Below are 23028 nucleotides of genomic sequence, written 5' to 3'. Positions count from 1 at the left end.
GGTATGCTTTCTTACTTGAACGATCTTCTCTTCTTCTGCAAGGCGAAAATCAGATTGAGGGCGTCGAGCGGCGTAATGGCACAAACATCAACGCTATCAAGATCAGGCAGAGCTTCACTGGCCTGCTCTATTCTCTGCGCAGCCAGGCGAGCCTCTTCGCTCTGCCACCGGTATTCTTTCGTGGGAGCGATGAATTGGGACGCAGCATTTTCTGCTCCGTGGTCATGTATGATTGCATAGTGACCGCTTCCATCAGCAACCTTCAATAACCCATTCCCATTTGATGCCCTCATGTACCCATTTCCTGTAACTATCGCGGGCGCAGCCGCCTCTTTACCGGACTCCAGGCCTTTCAGAACTTCTTCGGCGCGGCGCACGATGCTCAGGGGCATGCCGGCCAGCTTTGCCACGTGAACGCCGTAGCTACGTCCAAGGCTCCCCGGCGTCACGCGATGGAGAAAGACAACTTCTCCCTGCTCATCTTCGCTAATTGCCATGGTATAGACGCGCAGGTGGGGCAACTCCGCCGCCATTTGCGCCAGTTCATGATAATGGGTGGCGAAGAGCGTGCGCGCCCCCGTCACATTGTGCAGGTGTTCGACGACCGCGCGCGCAATCGCCAGCCCATCATATGTACTCGTTCCCCTACCGATTTCATCGAGGATAATCAGGCTGTGCCGCGTGGCGTGATGCAGGATGGTGGCCGTCTCCTCCATTTCAACCATGAAAGTACTCTTGCCCGACGCAATATCATCCTCCGCGCCAACACGCGTAAAAATGCGATCAACCAGCCCAATACGCGCGCTGCGTGCAGGTACAAAGCTACCAATCTGCGCTAAGAGCGTGATGAGCGCTACCTGCCTCAGATACGTCGATTTTCCTGCCATATTCGGGCCGGTCAAAAGCAGGATACGAGCCCCATTTTCCGCGTCGAGCAAGGCATCGTTGGGAATGAAAACATCGCCATCGAGCGCGAACTCAACCACCGGATGCCGCCCTCCGGTGATTTCTATATTGCTTCCCTGTTCCACCTTCGGACGCACGTAACCCTGGCGCGCCGCGACCTCCGCAAAGCTCAAGAGCACATCCACCTGGGCAACGGCAGTGGCAATTGCCATCAGTTGAGGATAGTAGACACCCAGCTGGCGCAACAGGTCGGCATAGATACTACGCTCCATCTCTTCGATCCGCTCTTCCGCGCTCAGAATACGCGCTTCGTGTTCCTTCAGCTCAGGCGTGATAAAGCGCTCGGCATTGACCAGCGTCTGCTTGCGCATATAATCAGAAGGAACCATGCCCAATTTTCCATTGCTGACCTCGATATAATAGCCAAAGACCTTATTGAAGCCTACTTTGAGATGCTTTTGAATGCCGGTGCGCGCCCGTTCGCGCCCCTCCAGCGACAAAATCCAGCGCCGCGAGTCGCGAATCGAGGCGATTAGCTCATCAAGTTCGGCATTGAATCCGGCACGTATCAGGCGACCGTCTTCTTCCCGTTCATCCTCCTCACCGGCACGTGTCAGGGCACGATTGATCAATTCGCTTACCTGCGGACATGCATTTGCATCAAGCTCAGCGGCCAGTTCCAGGAGCAAGGGCGAATCGCAGCCACGCAGCATTTCATACAATTGTGGGATGACGAGCAAGTAGTCGCGCAAGGCGAGCATTTCACGCGGTACAGCTGTTCCCTGCCGCACTCGCCCCGCGATACGTTCCAGGTCGCCCAACTTTTGTAAGCATATGGTGAAGCGGCTGCGCATGGCCGGACTTTCATACAATTCTTCCACGCTCTCTAACCTTGCCTCAAGCTGGTTCAGGTCGAGCAATGGTTGGGTAATTACTCTTCGCAGCTGTCTTGCTCCCATAGGCGTGAGGGTATGGTCCAGCACACCTAGCAGGCTGCCCTGTACGGAGCCGCTGCGCGCCCCCTGCAAAAGGTCAAGATTGCGCTGTGTATGGGCATCCAGCACCATATAGTTTTCTGTGCGATACGAACGCAGCCCGGTCAAAAGTGAGAGCAGTTTCCCATTCATCTTCTCGAGATACGCCACAATTGCTCCGGCAGCCGCGATAGCCTGTGGAACCTGGGAACAGCCACAGGAATCGAGCGATTGTACGCCAAAGAGCCGGCACAACCTTGCGCGCGCAGCCTCTAGCTCAAAGAAATACTGCGGGCACTGTGTCTTCGTCATCGTCTCAGATGGAAACTGCCAGGCATCTGGATTGCTGTCCTCCGCAATCAAACATTCACTTGGAGCAATGCGCTGCAATTCTGCTTCCAGGGCCGCCGGTAACTCATCAGGTGCAAACCATGTCACGCTAAAGTCGCCCGTACTCACATCAACCGAGGCCAGCCCTGTTTGCGAGCGTCCATGAGCAATGGCCGCCAGGTAATTGTTCTGTCGCATGGGCAACAGATTTGGCTCGGATAAGGTTCCTGCCGTCAGAATACGAGTCACGGCCCGTTCAACCGGTTGATGGCCCTTGCCGACCTCGCCCACCTGGTCGCAAATCGCCACTTTGTAGCCGCGCTGCACCAGCTTCCCAACATAATTCTCCAGCGCGTGCAGCGGTATGCCTGCCAGTGGCACCCGCTTCTCGTCGCCATATGAGCGGGAAGTTAGCACGATCTGCAGTTCGCGCGAAGCGATATAGGCATCCTCGTCGAATGTCTCATAGAAGTCCCCGACCTGGTAGAGCAGGATCGCATCGGGATAGTTACTTTTCATATCCAGATATTGTTTGCGGGCCGGCGTCGACATATATTTCCTTTTACCGTTTCCGGTTAGTATACGATCATTTGCCTGTCATAAAATACCTGTTCTCAATTGAAACACTTGTACTTTATATCATTCCGCCAATCTTGTCAAAATCCGGTACTCAGCGGTACCCTTGGAGCGATCACGACGAGAATCCCAGGGCCTCCTCTGCCTCAAGCTTAGGGCGACCACAAGGGTACGCCCTTACTAAATGCGTCCAAACAAGACTCACGGGATAATGGTACAATAGGGAGAGCATAAGGAAGAGTGATAGACATAGCCAGAGCGCTTTTCACCCCTCCTGATACGCGGCGACTTTCGCGCCACTGCGCTTGTCTGGACGAGTGAGAGAGGGGACAATCCTACACAGACGATGAGGAGGAGAAGACATGTCAGAGTCGCAATCCTTTTCCTCTCCCTCTGCTTCCCTGCAAGACAGTGTGCGGGCAGAGCTGGAAGCGACTAGAAGCGACTTTCTAGCTCTGCTTGCGACTGGAGGGCCGTTCCACGGGGAATATCGCACCATTGAGATCATCCTGCGCTCCTATCGCGCCCATTTCCAGGAGCACGCGGCGGAAATCCGCCAGAGCCTTTCCCGCCCGTGAAGAGCCCTCTGGCTATGCCTGGAAGAGTGAAAAGAAGGACAGAAGGCCTGGAATCTCCGACTGCCGTGGCTCGTTCCAATTGGGAGTCCGTTTGCTCCAGACAAGGATCAAGAGGTTCCTCTCTCACTCGCCCAGGCCTTCTAAGCAGCCTGGAAGTAGAGAGTTGAGAGAAAAACGATAAAGAACCACCTGCTCAGGCAAACACACCCAGAACCTGATCCGGCTCTAGTGGAGAGATTTCCACGTCATCCTTGTAGGGACAGAACCGGAAAGCGAGCAGCAGAGGCGTCTGATTGCCCGGCGGCGTGACGCGCAGAAACGCCGGCGCAGATGCACAGTCGCCTAAGTTACCCCACTCGACCACGAAATACGCCTTCTTCCCTGCCTGAAGGACAAACCGATGGGGCACATGTGTGATATACAGATAGGCCTCCGTGGATGGCACAACCTGTGCTCGGATGGGCTGGTGTCGAGCATCGAGGAGCTGGAGCGCTGGATAGCCGGAGAGCGTACAACCCTCCTTCGACTGGTTCGCCAGGACAAACTGCGCGCCATCGTTGCTCATAGCGGCAGCGCTTTTGTCAAAAGCGAGCCGGAGTTGCTGGGTTTGACAGGGAGCCGGAGCCGAAGGCGATACCCGTGGCGCTGGCACGGTCGGTGTCAAGCCAGCCGAAGACGAGGCGTGTGCGCACCCACCGAGGACTAAGGCCACTGAGCACAGCCAGAGGAACCAGAATATCCCTCTAACCAGGTGATGGGGGTTCATCGGAACCTTCTCCTTTTGGTTCGGCATCAACCGAACCTCTCATCTGTGTTACACCTCGTAAAGAACGTGCTGCTACAGCCGTTGCACCTATGACTCTTCATCATATCACATCTCCGCATTCCTTTATGGCCGCCCTCCAACCCCTTTACACACAGTCATACATGAGATCGATTGCGCCCGCGCCCTCCAAACCCCTACACCATATCAGAAATTGCTCTGCGACTGTTGACATCCTTACAATTGATACCCTATGCTAGCAAGCACAGGTATTGTTTTATGCGATGCGATCTGGCTATATGAAAGGAAAGCGAGGCAGAGTACTATGGGTGAACCGCGTAACGCGATGGATATTCGACCGGGCTATCGAGGACGAGCCTTTACCTCCGACCTGACCGGCCAGGAGTTCTGGCTCGTGGTTGATAAAGGCTTTCAACCGATGGGATTGGTCATCGGGAACTGCATCTACTCGATGGGAGCGATTCGCAACTGGTTAGTCGGAGTCAAGAGCAATTTCCAGGGCGAACTGAAAGAGTATTCACAACTGATGTACCAGGCACGCGAGCTGGCATTGAGCCGCATGCAATTCGAGGCCGACCAGCTTGGAGCAGACGGAGTGATCGGTGTCGATATCAAGATAGAGTTTTTGCATAACAGCGAATGGATGGAAGTGACCGCTATAGGCACGGCAGTACGCTGGGTTGGCAGCGGCCCCAACATGCCCCCAACAGGACAGGGCCGTGTGATGATCCCCGCGGGTTAGAAGAAATACAGGTTCCAGGACATCATTGAGATTGTCCTGGAACCTGCGCCTTTACCTTGCAGACTGCTCATAAGGTATTGCAATTATCTCGGTTTATAAACATCCGGGAAATGCCTCTCCATGTAGCGCTCCAGCGTCTTTGGCCTGACGAATCCGGTTTTCTCATACAATCCATGAGCATCCCTTGTCAGCAGCAACCACCTGCGCAGTCCTTGCAGTTCAGGATGATTCGCGATGACCTCCAATAACCACTTGCTCAAACCGCGCCCGCGAAATTCCTCAAGGATAAACACATCGCCGATGTAGGCAAACGTGGCATAATCCGTGATAACACGGGCAAAGCCTACCTGCTGCCTCTCGTAGTAGACGCCAAAATTAAGTGAATGCTCAACAGATTTTTTCACAATTTCCATAGGGATGCCTGCTGCCCAATACGAAGTCGTCAAAAAATCATGCACTACTGAGAGATCGAGCTTGTTTTTATCTGTGCTAATGAGATATTCTGCACGTTTCCATTCTTCAGCCATATTTAAACCTCCAAAGGTAGTATCGATTCATGTAAGCAATCTTTACCGAAAATAAGCTCTGAGGCAACAGCCAATAAAGCTCACGCGGAATAAGCCATTTTAAACATGAGATGATAGCAGCATAATTGAAAAATTGGTGTCATATCGTCACCAAATATACATGTAGCCAGGGAGAGTTATTGACGTGTCGCCCTGGATGTGCTGTAATAAGCCTACTTAGAAAAACTTGTAGAGAGGCAGGTGTATTCAAGCATGGCACTACGGAAGGAAGATATGTACTACAAAGACGACGCGGAAAACAGGCCCGCAAAACGCTCGCGCATCACGATAGATGTCACGCCCGAATTGCGCCGGCGCATCAAACTGGCGGCGGCACAGAACGATCTATCGATCAGCGAGTACCTGGGGCGTATTCTGGAGGAGACGGTACCTGATGATGAGGATGAAACACAACAAGATTGGCAACCTTTATCACCCGATATTTTAGAAGAGGTTGACCGCTTACATGCACGGGTCGTACGGGAAAGCGGAGGACACATCTTTGAAGATTCTGCTGAAGTCCTTCGCCAACAACGTGAAGAACGTGCTCGATATCTTGAGCAATTAAGAGAGCAACAATGAATAAAATAGTTGTTGTTGACGCAAGCATCGCTCTCAAATGGGCAATTACCGAAGCGGACTCAAAGACGGCCCGAGCATTACTGGCAGAGTGGGTAAATCAGGGTGTGGAGATAAAAGCTCCTGCTTTGCTCGCTTATGAAATAACCAATATTCTCTATCGGGAGGTACGTGCTGGTAGAATCAGCTCGGATACTGCAAAAATCGGTATTAAACTCATATTTAGAACCGTTAAGCTCGTTCTTTCAAAAAACTCATCTTTCAATATTCGAGCAATGGCATTGGCCGAGCACTATGGCTTACCAGCCTCATACGGCGCTCACTACCTGGCATTTGCAGAACAGCAAGGCTGCGAACTCTGGACATCCGATACGCGGCTATGGAGATCAGTAAAAGGACAACTGGATTGGGTGCGTACATTAGAGAGCTACTCACCTTCCTCATCATAGTAATAAGAGGACAACCAATAAATCTCGCGTGATATAATGGCAGGTACCAACAAGACAAACAACCGCATACTTGAAACAATACCCCCGCTTAAAGGAACAAATATCATGTATCACTTTCTCGTCGTCATTGAAAAAGGGGAGAATAACTATAGCGCTTATGCCCCCGATTTACCGGGATGTGTCGCGACAGGCGAGACATTAGAAGATGTCGAAAAGAACATGCGCGAAGCAATGGGATTGCATGTAAAGGGAATGATCGCAAATCACAGGCCAATTCCCAGACCGCGTGCTGTGGCTCGCTACATGGATGTGACTATTCCCCGTTTAAGAGCTTGATACACTTATTGAGTGCAGGGTATAAGATCGGAGGGTTCAATGAGTAGATTTCTTCAAGCCCTGGCGCAGCGCGTCTTAATCTACGATGGCGCCATGGGCACGAATATACAACGCTATCAACTGACGGCAGAAGATTATGGCGGTCAGGCGACCGAGGGCTGCAATGAATATCTTGTACTCGCAAAACCCTCTGTCATCGAAGAAATTCATACCGGCTTTCTCGAAGCCGGTTGTGATGTGCTGGAAACCGATTCTTTTACCGGTAGCCGTCTCAAACTCGATGAATATGGCCTTGGCGCATTGACGCACGAAATTAATCTGACTGCCGCAAAACTGGCAAGAAGGTTGGTCGATGCTTACAGCACCCCTGAACAGCCACGCTTTGTCGCCGGTTCGATTGGCCCTACAGGTATGCTACCATCATCCAATGACCCGCTTTTGAGCAATATCACGTACCAGCAGCTTGTAGAAATCTTCCGCGAGCAGGCAGCCGCCTTGCTGGAAGGCGGCGTAGACGTGCTGCTCATCGAAACCAGCCAGGATATGCTGGAGGTACGGGCCGCGATTACGGGGCTTCGCTGTGCCATGCAACAGGTAGGTCGCTCTGTACCTATTCAGGCCCAGGTTTCGCTCGACACCAGCGGGCGTATGCTGCTCGGCACCGATATCGCCGCCGTCATGACGACGCTTGTTGGCCTGCGAGTCGATATTATTGGCTTGAATTGTTCAACCGGCCCCGATTACATGCGCGAGCCGGTACGCTTCCTGGCAGAAAATTGTCCTTTGCCCATCTCGACCATCCCCAATGCCGGCATTCCGCTCAACGTCAACGGCCTCGCCGTCTATCCTACCGGGCCGGAGGAAATGGCTGTGGCGCTGCGCGATTTCATCACCGAATTTGGCGTCAACATCGTTGGCGGCTGCTGCGGCAATAGCCACGAGCACCTGCGCGCCATCGTTAAAGCCTGCCGCACTGCTCCACGCCGGCCACGGCCTGTAGCGGATAACAACTGCAACAACAAAGTATTCGCGAATATATCATTGCCATTCGTCTCCAGCGGCATACGTGCCACCGCTTTGCAGCAAGACCCACCGCCATTGCTGGTCGGAGAGCGCGTCAATAGCCAGGGGAGCCGCAAAGCAAAACAGGCGCTGCTTCAAGACGACTATGACACACTGCTGAATATCGCGCGCGAACAGGTTGAGGGTGGAGCGCACGTGCTGGATGTGTGTGTCGCGCTTACCGAGCGTGTAGACGAATCAGACCAGATGGCAAAGACCATTAAAAAGCTCTCCATGGGCATCGAAGCGCCCCTGGTAATCGACTCGACCGAGCCGGAGGTGATAAAAGCTGCCCTGGAGACATATCCTGGCCGCGCTATCATCAATTCCATCAATATGGAGAACGGTCGCCAGCGCATCGAGAGCGTCCTTCCCCTGGCAATCGAACATGGCGCTGCCGTCGTCGCGCTCACCATCGACGAGATAGGCATGGGCAAAACGACCGCGCGCAAAGTCGAAATCGCCCACAAAATCTATGATATCTGCGTCCACGAATACGGACTGGCTCCCAATGCGCTCATCTTCGATACGCTTACCTTTCCCATTACAACCGGCCAGGAAGAGTTGCAGACGGCAGCAATTGAAACGCTGGAGGCGATCAAGCGCGTGAAAGCCGAACTGCCGGGTGTCTTGACCATTCTCGGCGTCAGCAACGTTTCATTTGGCTTAAAGCCGCACGCGCGCGCCGTTCTCAACAGCGTTTTCCTGTATCACGCGGTCAAAGCTGGCCTTGATGCCGCTATTGTCAATCCTACGCACATCACCCCGTACGCGGAAATAGATGCTGAACAGCGCCAGCTGGCGGAAGACCTGATCTACAATCGCCCCGACGCGCTGCCGAATTACATTGCTTACTTCGAGGCGCACGAGCCGCAAAAAGGTGACAGTAGTACAAAGGCCGACCCAACCGAAGGTATGAATACGGCGGAGCGCATTCACTGGCAAATCCTGCACCGCCGCAAAGAGGGTATCGAGCCATTGATCGAGCAGGCCATCGAGGAACGGGCCGCTGAGATGGGCATTCCTAAAAGCGAAGCTGCCGTCAATGTTCTCAACACCATTCTGCTGCCAGCTATGAAAGACGTGGGCGACCGCTTCGGCGCGGGCGAACTGATTCTACCGTTCGTGCTACAATCAGCCGAAGTCATGAAGCGCGCGGTAGCCTGCCTGGAATGTTTCCTTGAGAAAAAGGAAGGCTATACGAAAGGCAAGGTGGTACTGGCCACCGTCTTTGGCGATGTGCATGACATCGGCAAAAATCTGGTCAATACCATCCTGAGCAATAATGGCTATACCGTTTACGACCTTGGCAAGCAGGTGCCGCTCAACACTATTCTGGATAAGGCCATCGAGGTCAATGCCGATGCCATCGGCCTCTCTGCCCTACTGGTCAGCACATCTAAGCAGATGCCGCTCTGCGTCAAAGAATTACACAAACGCGACCTGAAGTTCCCGGTTATCGTGGGTGGTGCAGCCATCAATCGCTCCTATGGGCGTCGTATCCTCTTCGTCGATGAACAGGCACCGGATTCAACGCCTGTCCCTTATCAACCGGGCGTGTTTTACGCTCGCGACGCTTTCGAAGGATTGGAAATTGTGGACAGGCTGACGGGCGATCCGGCAGAACGAGCCAGCTTTGTCGAGCAGATTCAGCAAGAGGCGCTGCGAGAACGCTTCAAGAAGGCGGCTCCTGCATCAGAAGATACTGCTCGTTCAAGAGGAGGCGCAGATGTGCCTTCATCCAGCATTCGACGCGATATCTCTATCCCAAAGCCACCGTTCTGGGGTCCAAGAGTGTTGGAGCGTATTGGCATCGAGGATGTCGCGGCATGTATGGACCTCAATACACTCTACCGGCTGCATTGGGGTGGCAAAGCGCATGGAGCTGAATTCGCGCGCCTCGTCGACGAGGAGTTCCAGCCGAGGCTGGAGCGCATGCTGCTCGAAGCCAGGCAGCGCCGCTACTTGCAGCCGAAAGTGGTCTATGGCTACTTCCCCTGCCAATCTCATGGCAACGATCTGATCATCTATGACCCACAGAATTTCTCGGGTAGCAGCAAGCAAGGGCGGGAGATCACTCGATTTCACTTTCCCCGGCAAGGAGAACGCGACCGCCTGTGTCTCGCCGATTATTTCGCCCCGGTAGATAGCGGAAAAATCGATGTGGTGGCACTTCAGGTCGTCACCATGGGGCAATCGGCCAGCGATTATGTGCATGAATTGCAGCAGGCAGGAAATTATGCCGAAGCCTATTACACTCACGGGCTGGCAGTCGAAATGGCGGAAGGATTGGCCGAATATACGAACCGCGTGATTCGACAGGAACTCGGGCTGGAAGGCACACGAGGGAGGCGCTATAGCTGGGGCTATCCGGCCATTCCCGATCTTGAAGACCACGAAAAAGTTTTCCAACTGCTGCCCGTCCAGGCCAGCATTGGCGTCAACCTGACAGAAGCCTACCAGTTAGTTCCTGAGCAATCGACGGCTGCTATTGTCGTGCATCACCCGCAGGCTGTCTACTTCGCCATCAGAGCAATCGCTGAGGAAGCTCTGACAACACAGTAATTATATATGAGGCTTCTTGATCTCCATCACCATCTTCGTCATCCGGGTCGTCGTCGGTGGGTCCAGGGCCTGGTGGCAGCGGGTCCTGGAATCGAGGTGTATTGCGCTGCAACGCCTGTTCTCCTTTCAAAAATGCTTTATTAGTATTTCCCGGCATAGACAAATTTTTTTGATGCGCCAGCTGTAAAGCGACTTGAGAAAGCAGAAATAAGCCGTCAAAATCTGGGGTCGCCTTCCTGTAACTCCTCTACTTATATAGGACGTACATCGCTAAAGAAATTGAAAATACTATAACGCTTTGCACCGATGAGCATTCGAAATAGTGAATAGTATCTCAATATCGCTCACCTATGATCATTCCCAAAAGTGCTCTTAACATTACATAATTATAAATGCTCAATTACATGTATTTGCGAATGGAAATCTAAAGTATAATAGTTAATGAGCTTCTCCTTCGTTATGTTCCGAGTCTCCTTGCTCCGTCCTTCCAAAGCAGGCAGCGTTTTTCTTCTTGAGCTTTAAAAGATTCATAAAAATAAAGGCCAGATAGGTCTATACCGGCGGGGATAGATATGATATACTGGTTACAAGTGATACTCTGAAGTCTGAGCTAACATGTTTGGAGAAGATCGTGAATTACGAAAGACATTATTGCACCTGTCCTGGCGTTCGCAGAGGCAACACGGGTAGCTCAGCACTCTGCGAACGTAAAGACGTGCCTTCTTTTCTTTAGGAGCGTAAGATATTACGTCGCGTAACGTCCTCTTGCACGTCCCCTGTCTGAGCTACTACCCCTCACTGTAATGAACCTTTACGCGTGAAAACGCTACCAATCTAGAGGAGATATATGCTCATGACAAACATTTCGACCATACCGGTTTACCTGTATAACACTTTGACTAGAAATAAAGAACTGTTCCGGCCGCTGCATCCACCGCGGGTCGGCATCTATTCTTGCGGACCGACCGTCTACAAAGACATTCATATCGGCAACTTCCGCACGTTTATCATGACCGACTGGCTGCGCCGTATGCTTGAATACAACGGCTACGATGTCTTACTGGTGCGCAACATTACCGATGTCGGCCACCTGCAAAATGATACAGAGGAAAGCGGTGAAGATAAGCTGGAGTACGAAGCGCGTACAACAGGTCGTTCCGCTTACGAAATTGCCGATTACTACACGCGTCAATACATGCGTGACGCGGCTGAACTGAATATCCTGCCGCCGCAGTTGAACCCGAAGGCGACCGACCATATCCCGGAGATGCAGGTCATGACGGAGAAGCTGATCGAGCGCGGTCTGGCATATGTTGTAGATGGCAATGTCTACTACGATGTCAGCAGCTTCCCTTTCTACGGGCAGCTCTCCGGCAATACGGTTGAAAACCTGCAAGCAGGAGGCAGTGGACGCGTGCAGTTAGAAATCGCCGAGGATAAAGAGGCGCCGGAGGACTTCGCCCTCTGGAAGCATGGAGATGAAAGCCGGCAGATGAACTGGCCGAGTCCCTGGGGCATTGGTTTCCCTGGCTGGCACATCGAATGCTCAGCGATGGCGACTAAATACCTGGGCGAGCAATTCGATATCCATACCGGCGGCATTGACCTGATCTTCCCGCATCATGAAGATGAGATTGCGCAGAGCGAGGGCGTGAGCGGCAAACCGCCCGTGCAGTACTGGGTGCATGGTGAGTTCCTGAATATCGGCAAGGGCGAGACAACCAAAATGTCCCGCTCCAAGGGAAATGTGATCCTGGTAAGCACCCTGAAAGAAGCCGGAATCGATCCGATGGCTTATCGTTACCTGCTGCTGACCGCTCATTACCGTTCAAAGTTGAACTTCACAGATGAGTCGATCACAGCTGCGCAGAATGGCTTGAACAACCTGCGCGCCGATATTGCCTCACTTCCACCTGTGGAAGCATCTTCTTTACAGGAGCCATGGTCGGAGGCAGCACAGCAGGTACGCGATGCTTTCCACATGGCCATCAACGATGATCTGGAGCTGCCGACCGCGTTGAGCATCACGCGCGAGGTAGCGCGGAACAATAAGATTGCGCCGGAAGAACGACATCGCCTGATCCTCGACTTTGATCGAGTACTGGGCCTGCGCCTGGATACCGTCGAATCAAAAACACCGCGCGCGCTCAGCGAAGAGGTACTTGCACTGGTGCGCGAGCGCGATGCCGCGCGTGCTGCTCGCGACTGGAAACGTTCTGATCAATTACGCGATCAACTCAAGGCGCTTGGCTTTGAGGTACGCGATACAGCTCAAGGAACTGAGTTAGTTTAGAGGCTTAAAAGAAGCCTCTGTTAGCCTGGATAAGGAGGCACAAACCATGGCATCCTGGTGGCAAAAAACGGCAGCGGCAGGTCTGGCCGGTTTGACCGGAGGAGCTTACTATATGCTGATGCGTCGTCCACTCCCAAAGAGGAAAGGAAAAGTACGCCTGGAGGGATTGCACGAAAACGTTGAAGTCATTACGGATCGCTATGGTGTGCCTCATATCTACGCGCAGAATGAGGATGATCTGTTTTTTGCCCAGGGCTATATTCACGCGCAGGAACGGCTCTGGCAGATGGAACTCAACCGGCGTATCGGGTCCGGTCGCCTCGCAGAAATATTCGGTGAAGTAGCGCTTGAAGCCGACCGTTTCACGCGCAGATTGGGATTACATCGCGCGGCCAGTGCTGCTGTTGCTCAATTGCCGGAACACAGCAAGCGCATTCTAGAAGCCTATGCCGCTGGCATTAATGCCTATATCGAACACCACACGCATAAGCTGCCCATCGAATTTACCTTGCTGCGTTTCAAACCGGGGCCATGGCGCATCGAGGATAGCATTCAATGGTCGAAGATGATGGCCTGGAACCTCGGCGGCAACTGGGAAACCGAGGTGATCCGCGCCCGCATCGTCGCAAAAGTGGGAGCAGAACGAGCGGCGAAACTTGAGGCTGGCTACGACTCTCAGCATCCATTGATTATCCCACCCGGCGTTGAATACCGGGGCGTCAACTCCACAATTCTAGAACAATATGCGCAGCTGCGCCAACTCAGCGGCTTTGGGCTGATGGGCGCAAGCAATAACTGGGTAGTTGATGGAACCATGACCACCACCGGCCAGCCAATGCTCTGTAACGATCCTCATCTTGGGCAGGTCGCTCCTTCCATCTGGTACGAATGCCACCTGGTCGCGGGGGATATAGATACAGTAGGGGCAAGTTTTCCGGGTACGCCAGGGATTATCATCGGGCATAACCGCTTCATAGCCTGGGGAGTGACCAATGCCATATCCGATATCGAAGACCTTTATATCGAAAAATTCAACCCACAGAATCCCAACCAATATGAATTTCAAGGCCAATGGGAAGACGCCCAGGTTATTCGCGAAGAGATCCGCGTAAAAGGCGCTAAAGACCCCGTGATTGAGGAAGTGCGCGTAACTCGCCATGGCCCGATCCTGACACATCTTTCCCTACCTTCCACAAATGGCAAGAGCGGCAATAACGGCTCGCGCGCAGAGCAGGCCGAGCTACCCCTGGCAATCCGTTGGACAGGAGCAGAATCGCATAGGATCATCTCAGCCGCGCATATGCTGGACAGGGCGACAAATTGGGAAGAATTCCGCGAGGCGCTACAAAATTGGGACACGCCCCCGCAAAACTTCGTCTATGCCGATATCGAGGGCAATATCGGCTATATCATGGCCGGTGCTATTCCTATTCGCACGAAAGGCCAGGCGCTACTTCCCGCGCCCGGCTGGACCGGGGAGTACGAATGGAAAGGTTATATCCCTTTCGACGAACTGCCCCAGATATTCAATCCCGCTCAACATTTCATCGTTACCGCCAATAACCGCGTCGTAGACGATAACTATCCCTACTATATTACGCATGAATGGTTGAATGGCTACCGCGCGCAAAGAATACGTGACCTGCTTACCAGCAAGGGCAGGCTGGCCCTCTCGGATATGGCCGCTATCCAGGCCGATTACTATTCTCTGCCTGCTGTCGAGATCGTTCCACATATCTTAAACCTGTCGCCTACTACTCCGCTGGAAAAGGATGCGCTGGACGCTCTTCGCGCGTGGAACTACATATTGTCCGCCGATAGCGCAGCCGCGGCAATCTACGCCACTTTCCTTTATAAAGTGGAACGCCTCGTCTTTGGTGCTGTGCTCGGCAACGACGAGGAGTTGTTGAATATGTACCTTGGCACCGGCACAACCATTCTCGCGCCCGTCAACGGCTTTGATAGTCGCAACAAGGCACTCCTCATTCGCCTGATGAACGAGCATGACGATGCCTGGTTTGCCAACTCAAGCATTCTTAATGGCCCGAAATCATGGGATGCGGCACTTTCAAGCGCGTTTCATGCCGCCGTCGAGGACCTACGAGAAAAATTTGGCCCAGATATTTCTCGCTGGAAATATGGCAACATCCATAAAATGATTTATGCGCATCCATTGGGAAGGGTAAAACCGCTCGATAAAATCTTCAATCGCGGCCCATATGGTATAGGGGGAGATATCAATACGGTCAATATGGGGGCATCGTTACCCAACCAGCCAGAAGTCGTGCTTACCGTGCCATCATACCGGCAGATTGTCAACCTGGCGGATATGGGCGCCTCGCTTTCCGGCCATGCTCCGGGGCAATCCGGTCATCCCGCCAGCAAACATTATGCCGACTTCATACGGCCCTGGCGGCGCGTCGAACACCACCCCATGCTCTTCGAGCGCAGTGCCATCGAGGAAAATGCCGAGGGTACGCTTGAGATGATACCACCCAAACGTTGATTGTCCAGGCGGGCGACCCTTGTGGCGCCCCTACACATCGGGCGATTTGACCTTCTCGGCCTGGACCTCGACCGCTGGCAGGCGCGTTTTTTTCTGTGTTCGAAGTAATTTCTCTTGCTCGCGCTCCTGCATTTTCTCTTCGCGATGCCATTTCCAGGCGAAGACGACCAGTTCACGAAATGCCCGCATAATCACCGCCGGTTTGGCGCCGGTGGCGCGACCGCCCTTGCGCGGCAGGTGATGCACACCGACCTGCGTATAAGTATAGCCCGCGCGAATAAACTTATAGAGGATCTCGGTATTGATCATGGCCCCCCGCGTCTCCAGGCGGTGCTCGCGGAAAAATTGGGCCGGATACAGCTTGAATGCACAATCCACGTCACGCACGTAGACCCCAAAAACCATGCCCACCAGTATTTTCCAGCCCCAGGCGTTCAACTTGCGCATCCACGTATCCTGGCGGTTCATGCGGTACCCCAGGACAGCATCATATTCTTCAAGCAGTGGGAAGAAACGCTCCAGGTCATGGATGTCAAACTGGCCATCCGAATCCATGAAAAAAACCAGGTCTTTGCTAACCGCCTCAAAGCCACTCACCAGAGCAGCGCCATATCCCTGATTGGTAGCATGACGTATCACTTTAAGGCAGGGATGCGTCTCGGCGATAGTATCCAGGATGACGCCTGTACGATCCTGGCTGCCATCATCCACAACTATAACCTCAAAGTCTTGCATCCAGGCGGAAAGTGTGTCGATGACCCCATGCACTGTGCTGGCTATCGCCTCCTCCTCGTTATGCGCCGGCAAAACAGCGGAAAGGCTGCATCTCGTGATCATATTTTTCAAGGCGAATATTCCTAACTGCATATTGAACCGGGACAGGTCCCCCCCGAAAGCGCGTTTCACCAAACTCTTGATAATATCAACGACAACCAATGATAAAAGTTCCGTGTTTCTTCTGAATTCAGAGGGACCAATCAATACGCTCGTATTATACAACAGCTTATGATACGGGAGCAAAATCCATGATAGATGTAAGCAAATCCTACTTGACAAAGTCATAGCAATCAGTTATATTTGTGTATAGCAGATAGTTATGTGAGGATAGAGAATACAATGAACCTTTCTGAGAAAATCAAACACTTGCGCGAGGTCGAGGGCGAGCTACGCGGCTATAACCGGCCAATGACGCAGATGGAAGTTGTGAAAGCAATGCAAGAGGAGCTAAATGAAAGCATTAGCCAGGCATACCTGTCACAAATAGAGAACGGGAAAAGAGTCCATTTGACCGCATCGAGCCGCGATCTACTGTCGCGATTTTTTAAGGTGCATCCAGGATACCTGGTGAGTGATCCTCCTGATTATAGCACTGATCTGATGACTGATATACAGGATGAAAGCGACCGCCTGATTACCTGGCTGGAGGCAAGCGCAGAAGAATGGCATGCCGAACCCGTGATCCAGGCATTTTTCGAACGACTTGCGGGCGTCGAGGAACCGCGCCGTTATATTGCGCTTTTCTATGAGCTGATGGATATACCTCTTGAGGCATTAGAAACCCTCTTGAGCGCCATTAAAACAGAACCGGGTGATGAGCCGGAACCGGATGATGCTGCCTGAGCGAGATTGTAATTTTGTAAGGATACTACGTCTATAGTATTGGGGTAGAGGTAATTTCTGTTCGCCCCTACAAGCGTGTCACAATGCCATTACTTTTCGATGAAACGAAGGAGTCACTTATGATCCAGGGCCAGCATATCCCCCCCTCTGGCCAACAGGGCATGAGCAGGCTGCAACGGCATGCTCTGCTAAGAAGGCATCCAGTATTGGTGCCCTTAACGCTATCAGGATGCACGCTTCTCCTGCTTATTGCCAGCTTCTATACGAACAATCTATTTCCACTCCTGGCGTTGATAGGTATGCCATCTCAATTGCTTTGCCTGTTGCTTGCAGTGGTTCTAGGCATATCTGGTATACTGACCAGTATTGTTGGTCTGATTGAACGTATGGACCGTTCCCGTACATGTGCTAAAAATGTTTCCGAATATAAAGGAGGGAACATCTTATGATTGCGACCGACCCGTTATCACTTGTTTTTATTGCCTGTTTCCTCGTCGGGCTGCTCTTCTTCATCGTGACTGCCCTGCTGGGGAACCTTGGGCATGGCAGTGCGCATAGTCCCGGACACCATACAGGGGTGCATGTGGGCCATCATACAGCAGTGATGCACACCTCGGCTCATGGTCATGCGATAGCTCATGCCCCCGCGACAAACGCGCACGCCCATACTTCCACAGCGCATAACTCAGCAGGAGGATTGGCAACCTTTTTCTCTTACGTCAACATCACCTCGGTGATGTTTTTCCTGCTGGGATTCGGATTCTTCGGCTACCTGTTTCACACTGCCGGCCACCTGATGTCTGCTGTGACGCTGGTGCTGGCAGGCGCCAGTGGAATAATTATCGCCGCGTTGCTCTTACTCTTGCTCAGTCGCCTGTTTGGGGACAGCGAGGGTGCGACGATACAGGATGTCTCGGATCGCACAGGTCTGCTCGGAAAAGTCAGCCTGACTATACCGGAACAGGGCATAGGTGAAATCCTCTACGTTTCTCCGGGCGGCATGCGCAAGAGCATCGCGGCTCGCAGCACAGATGGACGACGTATCGAGCGCGATACAGAAGTAGTCGTGATTAACTACGCGCACGGCGTTGCGGAAGTTGATACCTGGGATCATTTTATCAATGAGGAGGAAACGCACTTTAATTCACCGGCACCGGATGAGTTAGAAAAGTTACGTTCATTGCTTGAGGAATCTAATCAACCAGACACGCAATTGATCAAACGAAAAGATCCACAATAAGCGTTACACGTCTCACCCGATGTGGCACACGTGGGCGACTACAAGCGTTGCCCCGATGGGTAAAGACGAGAAGAAAAGGAGTAGTATTCTATGGATCCCATTGTTCTTTTAATCGTTGGCGTCATCGCCATTGTTGTTGTTGTGATTATTGTTATCCAGACCATCGGGCGATTGTTGCGTAAGGTTGGCCCCAACCAGGCGCTGATCGTTTATGGAGCAGGGGGTACTAAAGTGATTACGGGTGGTTCGCACTTCGTAATTCCCCTTTACCAACGCGCCCAGGATTTCTCGCTCGAGCTGATGTCCTTTGACGTTGCCCCATCGCAGGACCTGTACACGACACAGGGCGTGGCCGTCAATGTTGAGGCCGTCACCCAGATCAAGGTACGTTCGGACGAAGAGAGCGTCAAAACCGCCGCCGAGCAGTTTCTCAGCAAACGCCAGGAGGAACGCGAAGCGTTGATCCGCCTGGTAATGGAAGGCCACCTGCGCGGTATCGTCGGCCAGTTGACCGTTGAGGACCTGGTCAAAGACCCTGAGAACGTCGGTGCCAAGATGCTCAAGACCGTGACTCCCGATATGGAGAAGATGGGTCTGGAAGTCATCTCCTTCACCATTAAAGATGTACGCGATAAGAACGATTACATCTCGAACATGGGCCGCCCGCAGATCGTGCAGATTCGCAAGCAGGCGGATATTGCCTCGGCGCTGGCACAACGCGATACGCAGATTCAGCAGGCCAATGCCGCTCGCGAGGCAGCTGTTGCGAAGTCAGCAGCAGATCAAGAGCGTGTGAAGGCTGAGACCGAGTCACTGGCACTGCAAGCGGAGTCGCAGCGTAATCTGTCACTGAAAAAAGCGGCTTTCGATGCAGAAGTAAAGAAGCAGCAGGCTTCCGCCGATAAGGCATATGATATTCAGGCCAACATGATGCAGCAGCAGGTCATCGCCGAGGCGGTCAAAGTAACCGAGGTAGAGAAACAGGCGCAAATCAAAGTGCAACAGGCCGAAATTCAGCGTCGCGAACTCGAGCTGCAAGCCACAATCCAGAAGGCTGCCGAGGCAGAACGCAGGCGCGTTGAGACGGTTGCTGAGGCAGAACGCCAGCGCCTGATCCTGGAAGCTCAGGGCCAGGCCGACGCCGCCAAGGCGCGTGGTATGGGTGACGCCGAGGCCAATCGCGCTCGCGGTCTGGCCGAAGCCGAAGTCATCCGCGCCAGAGGTCTGGCCGAAGCCGAGGTCATCCGCGCTAAAGGTGAAGCCGAAGCTGAGGCTATGAAAGTCAAAGCCGCGGCATTCCACGAATACAACCAGGCCGCCGTTCTCGATAAGCTGCTCACAGGAATGCCCGAAATTGTACGCGCCATTTCCGAGCCGTTGAGCAAGGTAGACAAGGTGACGATTGTCTCGACCGGAAACGGCAACAATGGCATGGGAGCCAGCCGCATCACCGGCGACATCATGAACATGGTGGCGCAGGTACCGGCGCTCTTCGAGTTGCTCAGTGGCACCAGGATCGGCGACCTGATGAGCCGTGTTCCCGCGCTGTCTACTCAAGATAGCCAGGATGGCGCGAGCAGCGCAAATGGAGCGAATGCCAGCGCGAACAGCACCGGGGCTACCGTCGACACTACAGCAGCCGAATAAGCGCAGGAATCAGCCGAACATTGTACGTGGCGCAGATTGCTCAGCGTAATCTGTGTCACGTACAAATTCCCATTTTTGGAATGCCTATACCTTTCCAGGAGGATAGGTGAGAGTATTTGTAACAAATGAATCATCTGGGAGAGACCTAAATGAACTTGCTGGAACGTGTGCTCACCTTGTTGCGCGCCAATCTCAATAGTGTGGTTGAGAAATCGGACGATCCCGAAGAAGCTCTGCGCCAGCTTCAGCTTGATATGCGCAATCAACTGGTCCAGGTCAAGACGCAGGTTGCCACAGCTATCGCCCAGAGCCGTAAGTTACAGTCGCGCGTCCAGGAGAGAAAGGCGGAGGCCCAAACGTGGATGAGGAAGGCAGAGCAGGCCATCCGGCAGAGTAATGATCCGGCAGCACGAGACGCGCTTACACACTACAATGAATATATCAGGCAGGCTCAGCGCTACGAACAGCAGCAGCAGGAACAGGAGCAGCTGGTCATAACAATGAGGAGCGCCCTACGCCAGCTCGAAGCCAAAATTTCTGAGGTAGAAACAACTATCGACCTGCTCGTTACGCGCAGGCGCAATGCGCTACTGCAACAACGGGTCTTCGATGCGCTTGGGAAAACCGGCAGCCAGAAAGATAGGGAGCGGGCAAATCGTGCCCAGGATGCTGTGATAGAGGCAGAAGCGCGCGCCCGTGCTATGGCAGAGTTGCACAAACGAAACCTGGATATGCAGCTGGACCAGCTTTCAGATGAGCAGATCGTCGAGCAGCAGTTGAAAGACCTCAAAACGCAGGCAAGCTTGTCGAACGAGACTCCGCTCCTGGATGAAGGGAACCCTCATCTTTCACCGCTGATATCTCCCCAGCCACAAAATGGCACGCCGGCAAAGAAACGCCCGGGGCACAAACTTGAGCGGCCATCTTCTCCGTCTAAACCATCGAGCAATACCGCGCAAGAACTCGATATTGCGCGCATCAAAAAGCTAATGGAAGAGTAGGACAAAAATGATGATGATCGCCAGCGCAATCAGCATACCCACAATGAACGAAAAGCGGTGATTGCGTCTCTCTTCTTCAGTTGGTGGTAGTTTCGTTTCGCTCACAAGTCTCTCCATCCAGGCCTCTGCGCTGGTCCCTATCCCAAAGCAGAGGCAATAGCAACCTCGACATTTGTCATGATGGCCAGGCTTTCTGCGGGATTCATTTCATGCGTGGTAATCAGCACTTGAAAGGCTTCTTTCTCGTTGCCAACAAGGCGTAACAGGATATGATGAGTAGCGCTTGTAATGACCGTCTGTTCAAGCTGGCCCCATTTACCCTGATCCAATGAGAGCAGCGCTCCCCGCATGATCGTGCTGAATGAGTCGCACATCAACGAGATATCCAGGTCGTCAACCGCTACCTGCGCAATGGGTTGTCCATCAAGGCCGACCACTGCCGAAGCTATAAAACCGGGCACAGAATAACCCAGTGTTTGCAGAGCGGCGACGAGGGCAGCATAGTTGCGCCTGGGAGAGTGTAGAGAGCCATTGGACGAGCCATTCGCTCCCCAGAGCGGCGCTACCCCGGCTTCCCGATGCGGGGCTGCTCGATCTACCGCATGGTTTCCATTTAGAGAGGGCGCATCGCCTTTCCCAACAACTGGAGTATGCTGCTGGTATAGAGCGTCCGCATGCAAGTCATCAGTTTTGCGAGTAAGACTCTTAAGCCTCTCTCCAGGACGTAAGGTGGTCGCGTTATTATCTTCCGGCAATTGCCATTCAGGAGACGCCGCCTCGTTCGCTGTTTTATAGATATTTTGCCTGGCAATCCGGGGTTGAGGTCCGCTGCCTGTTTTTGGTACCGGCTGCGGGCCGGTCATTTGCCTGGGAGTTGGTGGCTCCCCTTCTTTTGGATTCGCCTGCGGTGGTTGCCACTCCGCGGGTGAAGGCTTTACCGGCTTTTGAAATGGTGTTGCGGGTATATGGCCGGTAGCCGCGGAAGGTTTCAGGCGCATCGCGGGCAGATCAAACTGCGTTGGCTGTTCTAACAACCATCCCGGCAGATCGGTTCGTTGGCCGGCATTTGTCCGGCGTGCTGTAGAGGGCGAAATACTCGCGGCAGGGAAATCACTATTGCTCTTATGCCCATTGCCGGGAGATGGTGATGCAGCCGCGGCATCCTCTCCACGGTACGCCTTCTGCGAACGGATCATTCTTCTATGTTCGTTTGATTCTTGCCACCATTCCTTTTCTTCACTGGCTACCGGTTGAGGAGATGCCGCAACGGCAGGCTCTGCGGCAGGTTCTATTTCTGGCAGCATAAGCGGCGTGATAGGGGTCGCCGGATCAACTGCACCGGGCGGCGGGGCCTCTGATAGAACAAGGAAAGGACTATCGTCTATTACATCCTGGCGCACCTCTGCGGGCCTGATTGCTTCCTGCTCGCCGCTCAGTTGCTGTACAGTCGCATACTTGGTGCGATACTGGAGCGCCTGAAGAATCAGACGTGATAGGGGTTGCGTTACATTGGATACTATATGCCCATTCCAGGGCTGGTGTATGACCGTACCATTTTTATATGCTGCCAGCGCGAAAAAGGCTTCCTCTCCACGCAACATGCCATATTCCGCCCAGACCAATTCTCCATTCCGAAATCGCAGGGTACCCATTTCTTGTAACCCGGTATTGACCACCAGCGCAATCGTTTTGTGGCTCATGGAGATGATCTGGATCAGGTCGAGTAAATCAAAGGAGTCCAGGCTGGCAGAAAACCCCGTCTGCTGGAGCAGGCGTCGCAACTCTTCTTTGAGGACATGGATATCTACCGGCTTCAACAGGTAGCTAACGACACCGCCCTCCAGAGCTTGCGTTCGCGTGATAGAGGAATCAGCGGAGGCAATCATGATCATGCGTGTATCAGGGCGAAAAGCTCGCATCCACTGCAAGAACTCTAACCCATCCACGTCTGGCATTTTCTGGTCGCAGATCACCACATCGTAGTTTTCGGTCCACAGGAGCCGAATCGCCTCAGCACCGTTCGCCACTCCCTGGACGGCATAGCCATCCTTACGCAGGAGTTCTATCCTAGAACGGTTGAGATTCTGCTCATCTTCAACTACGAGAATACGCCATTGATTAGCCATGATTACTACCATCAGACATGATCATGCGATGTCCTTTGTTTTGTTATGCAAGGAAGAGTGTATCACGATGGGCATAGAATGACAAGTAGATAGCACCGATGATTACCCATGGTGCCAGGCATCAGGATAGCCCCTCTTGCGGTATAAT

At 53.1% G+C, this 23028-nt stretch carries 17 protein-coding genes; 12 read left to right on the top strand and 5 right to left on the bottom strand.

Annotated features, from left to right (window positions below):
* Window positions 1–11: 11 nt before the first annotated feature.
* Window positions 12–2762 carry a DNA mismatch repair protein MutS gene (gene mutS, locus VFA09_11920; GenBank protein ID HZU67974.1) on the bottom strand — a complete coding sequence of 917 codons (2751 nt, stop codon included), beginning with the start codon at window positions 2760–2762 and terminating at the stop codon, window positions 12–14.
* Window positions 2763–3148: 386 nt separating this feature from the next.
* Here mutS and VFA09_11915 point away from each other — a divergent pair, with 386 nt between their 5' ends.
* Entirely contained in the window at window positions 3149–3364 is a 216-nt protein-coding gene (locus VFA09_11915; protein ID HZU67973.1) for a hypothetical protein, read from the top strand.
* Window positions 3365–3557: 193 nt separating this feature from the next.
* Here the strand turns inward: VFA09_11915 and VFA09_11910 are convergent, their stop codons facing one another.
* On the bottom strand, window positions 3558–4130 hold the full coding sequence (locus VFA09_11910) for a DUF4232 domain-containing protein (GenBank protein ID HZU67972.1): 573 nt from the start codon (window positions 4128–4130) through the stop codon (window positions 3558–3560).
* A 322-nt stretch (window positions 4131–4452) separates the two neighbouring features.
* Between VFA09_11910 and VFA09_11905 the strand changes: the two genes are divergently transcribed.
* Entirely contained in the window at window positions 4453–4890 is a 438-nt protein-coding gene (locus tag VFA09_11905; protein ID HZU67971.1) for a YbjQ family protein, read from the top strand.
* 83 nt (window positions 4891–4973) lie between these two features.
* Here the strand turns inward: VFA09_11905 and VFA09_11900 are convergent, their stop codons facing one another.
* Complete coding sequence (locus VFA09_11900) at window positions 4974–5417, bottom strand: GNAT family N-acetyltransferase (protein HZU67970.1); 444 nt, start codon at window positions 5415–5417, stop codon at window positions 4974–4976.
* Window positions 5418–5669: 252 nt separating this feature from the next.
* Here VFA09_11900 and VFA09_11895 point away from each other — a divergent pair, with 252 nt between their 5' ends.
* The 6 genes from VFA09_11895 to VFA09_11870 all read left to right on the top strand — a co-directional run bounded on the left by VFA09_11895 (window position 5670) and on the right by VFA09_11870 (window position 15246).
* Window positions 5670–6038: a hypothetical protein gene (locus tag VFA09_11895; GenBank protein ID HZU67969.1), complete on the top strand. Its 369-nt coding sequence runs from the start codon at window positions 5670–5672 to the stop codon at window positions 6036–6038.
* Window positions 6035–6484: a type II toxin-antitoxin system VapC family toxin gene (locus tag VFA09_11890; GenBank protein ID HZU67968.1), complete on the top strand. Its 450-nt coding sequence runs from the start codon at window positions 6035–6037 to the stop codon at window positions 6482–6484. The genes VFA09_11895 and VFA09_11890 overlap by 4 nt, the downstream gene beginning before the upstream one ends.
* A 105-nt stretch (window positions 6485–6589) precedes the next feature.
* Window positions 6590–6820 carry a type II toxin-antitoxin system HicB family antitoxin gene (locus tag VFA09_11885; protein ID HZU67967.1) on the top strand — a complete coding sequence of 77 codons (231 nt, stop codon included), beginning with the start codon at window positions 6590–6592 and terminating at the stop codon, window positions 6818–6820.
* Between the two features lie 39 nt (window positions 6821–6859).
* Window positions 6860–10447: a methionine synthase gene (gene metH / locus VFA09_11880; GenBank protein HZU67966.1), complete on the top strand. Its 3588-nt coding sequence runs from the start codon at window positions 6860–6862 to the stop codon at window positions 10445–10447.
* A gap of 853 nt (window positions 10448–11300) precedes the next feature.
* Window positions 11301–12740, top strand: coding sequence for a cysteine--tRNA ligase (gene cysS / locus VFA09_11875; GenBank protein ID HZU67965.1), 1440 nt, complete (start codon window positions 11301–11303; stop codon window positions 12738–12740).
* 46 nt (window positions 12741–12786) lie between these two features.
* The gene (locus VFA09_11870) at window positions 12787–15246 is read left to right on the top strand and encodes a penicillin acylase family protein (GenBank protein HZU67964.1); all 2460 of its coding nucleotides are present in this window, start codon (window positions 12787–12789) and stop codon (window positions 15244–15246) included.
* 30 nt (window positions 15247–15276) lie between these two features.
* Here the strand turns inward: VFA09_11870 and VFA09_11865 are convergent, their stop codons facing one another.
* A complete protein-coding gene (locus VFA09_11865; protein ID HZU67963.1) occupies window positions 15277–16083 on the bottom strand; it encodes a glycosyltransferase family 2 protein in 807 nt (268 codons plus the stop codon).
* 279 nt (window positions 16084–16362) lie between these two features.
* Here VFA09_11865 and VFA09_11860 point away from each other — a divergent pair, with 279 nt between their 5' ends.
* The 4 genes from VFA09_11860 to VFA09_11845 all read left to right on the top strand — a co-directional run bounded on the left by VFA09_11860 (window position 16363) and on the right by VFA09_11845 (window position 20754).
* Window positions 16363–16866: a helix-turn-helix transcriptional regulator gene (locus VFA09_11860; GenBank protein HZU67962.1), complete on the top strand. Its 504-nt coding sequence runs from the start codon at window positions 16363–16365 to the stop codon at window positions 16864–16866.
* Window positions 16867–17311: 445 nt separating this feature from the next.
* Window positions 17312–18106: a hypothetical protein gene (locus tag VFA09_11855; protein HZU67961.1), complete on the top strand. Its 795-nt coding sequence runs from the start codon at window positions 17312–17314 to the stop codon at window positions 18104–18106.
* Between the two features lie 90 nt (window positions 18107–18196).
* On the top strand, window positions 18197–19753 hold the full coding sequence (locus VFA09_11850) for an SPFH domain-containing protein (protein HZU67960.1): 1557 nt from the start codon (window positions 18197–18199) through the stop codon (window positions 19751–19753).
* Between the two features lie 149 nt (window positions 19754–19902).
* The gene (locus VFA09_11845) at window positions 19903–20754 is read left to right on the top strand and encodes a PspA/IM30 family protein (GenBank protein HZU67959.1); all 852 of its coding nucleotides are present in this window, start codon (window positions 19903–19905) and stop codon (window positions 20752–20754) included.
* A gap of 137 nt (window positions 20755–20891) precedes the next feature.
* On the opposite strand, the gene VFA09_11840 is transcribed toward VFA09_11845, so the two are convergent.
* The gene (locus tag VFA09_11840; protein ID HZU67958.1) at window positions 20892–22880 is read right to left on the bottom strand and encodes a response regulator; all 1989 of its coding nucleotides are present in this window, start codon (window positions 22878–22880) and stop codon (window positions 20892–20894) included.
* Window positions 22881–23028 lie beyond the last annotated feature (148 nt).

Source organism: Ktedonobacteraceae bacterium (assembly GCA_035653615.1).
GTDB lineage: Bacteria > Chloroflexota > Ktedonobacteria > Ktedonobacterales > Ktedonobacteraceae > DASRBN01.
Note: the sequence above shows the minus strand (reverse complement) of the source record. Positions and strands in the feature narration are given on the sequence as shown.

What these genes read in the sequence shown, in the direction of transcription:
- cysS (HZU67965.1), top strand. Translation starts at nt 11,301, where the DNA reads ATGACAAACATTTCGACCATACCGGTTTACCTGTATAACACTTTGACT.
- VFA09_11915 (HZU67973.1), top strand. Translation starts at nt 3,149, where the DNA reads ATGTCAGAGTCGCAATCCTTTTCCTCTCCCTCTGCTTCCCTGCAAGAC.
- VFA09_11850 (HZU67960.1), top strand. Translation starts at nt 18,197, where the DNA reads ATGGATCCCATTGTTCTTTTAATCGTTGGCGTCATCGCCATTGTTGTT.
- VFA09_11845 (HZU67959.1), top strand. Translation starts at nt 19,903, where the DNA reads ATGAACTTGCTGGAACGTGTGCTCACCTTGTTGCGCGCCAATCTCAAT.
- VFA09_11860 (HZU67962.1), top strand. Translation starts at nt 16,363, where the DNA reads ATGAACCTTTCTGAGAAAATCAAACACTTGCGCGAGGTCGAGGGCGAG.
- VFA09_11900 (HZU67970.1), bottom strand. Translation starts at nt 5,417, where the DNA reads ATGGCTGAAGAATGGAAACGTGCAGAATATCTCATTAGCACAGATAAA.
- VFA09_11840 (HZU67958.1), bottom strand. Translation starts at nt 22,880, where the DNA reads ATGGCTAATCAATGGCGTATTCTCGTAGTTGAAGATGAGCAGAATCTC.
- VFA09_11895 (HZU67969.1), top strand. Translation starts at nt 5,670, where the DNA reads ATGGCACTACGGAAGGAAGATATGTACTACAAAGACGACGCGGAAAAC.
- mutS (HZU67974.1), bottom strand. Translation starts at nt 2,762, where the DNA reads ATGTCGACGCCGGCCCGCAAACAATATCTGGATATGAAAAGTAACTAT.
- VFA09_11855 (HZU67961.1), top strand. Translation starts at nt 17,312, where the DNA reads ATGATTGCGACCGACCCGTTATCACTTGTTTTTATTGCCTGTTTCCTC.
- VFA09_11910 (HZU67972.1), bottom strand. Translation starts at nt 4,130, where the DNA reads ATGAACCCCCATCACCTGGTTAGAGGGATATTCTGGTTCCTCTGGCTG.
- VFA09_11885 (HZU67967.1), top strand. Translation starts at nt 6,590, where the DNA reads ATGTATCACTTTCTCGTCGTCATTGAAAAAGGGGAGAATAACTATAGC.
- VFA09_11870 (HZU67964.1), top strand. Translation starts at nt 12,787, where the DNA reads ATGGCATCCTGGTGGCAAAAAACGGCAGCGGCAGGTCTGGCCGGTTTG.
- VFA09_11905 (HZU67971.1), top strand. Translation starts at nt 4,453, where the DNA reads ATGGGTGAACCGCGTAACGCGATGGATATTCGACCGGGCTATCGAGGA.
- VFA09_11890 (HZU67968.1), top strand. Translation starts at nt 6,035, where the DNA reads ATGAATAAAATAGTTGTTGTTGACGCAAGCATCGCTCTCAAATGGGCA.
- metH (HZU67966.1), top strand. Translation starts at nt 6,860, where the DNA reads ATGAGTAGATTTCTTCAAGCCCTGGCGCAGCGCGTCTTAATCTACGAT.
- VFA09_11865 (HZU67963.1), bottom strand. Translation starts at nt 16,083, where the DNA reads ATGATCACGAGATGCAGCCTTTCCGCTGTTTTGCCGGCGCATAACGAG.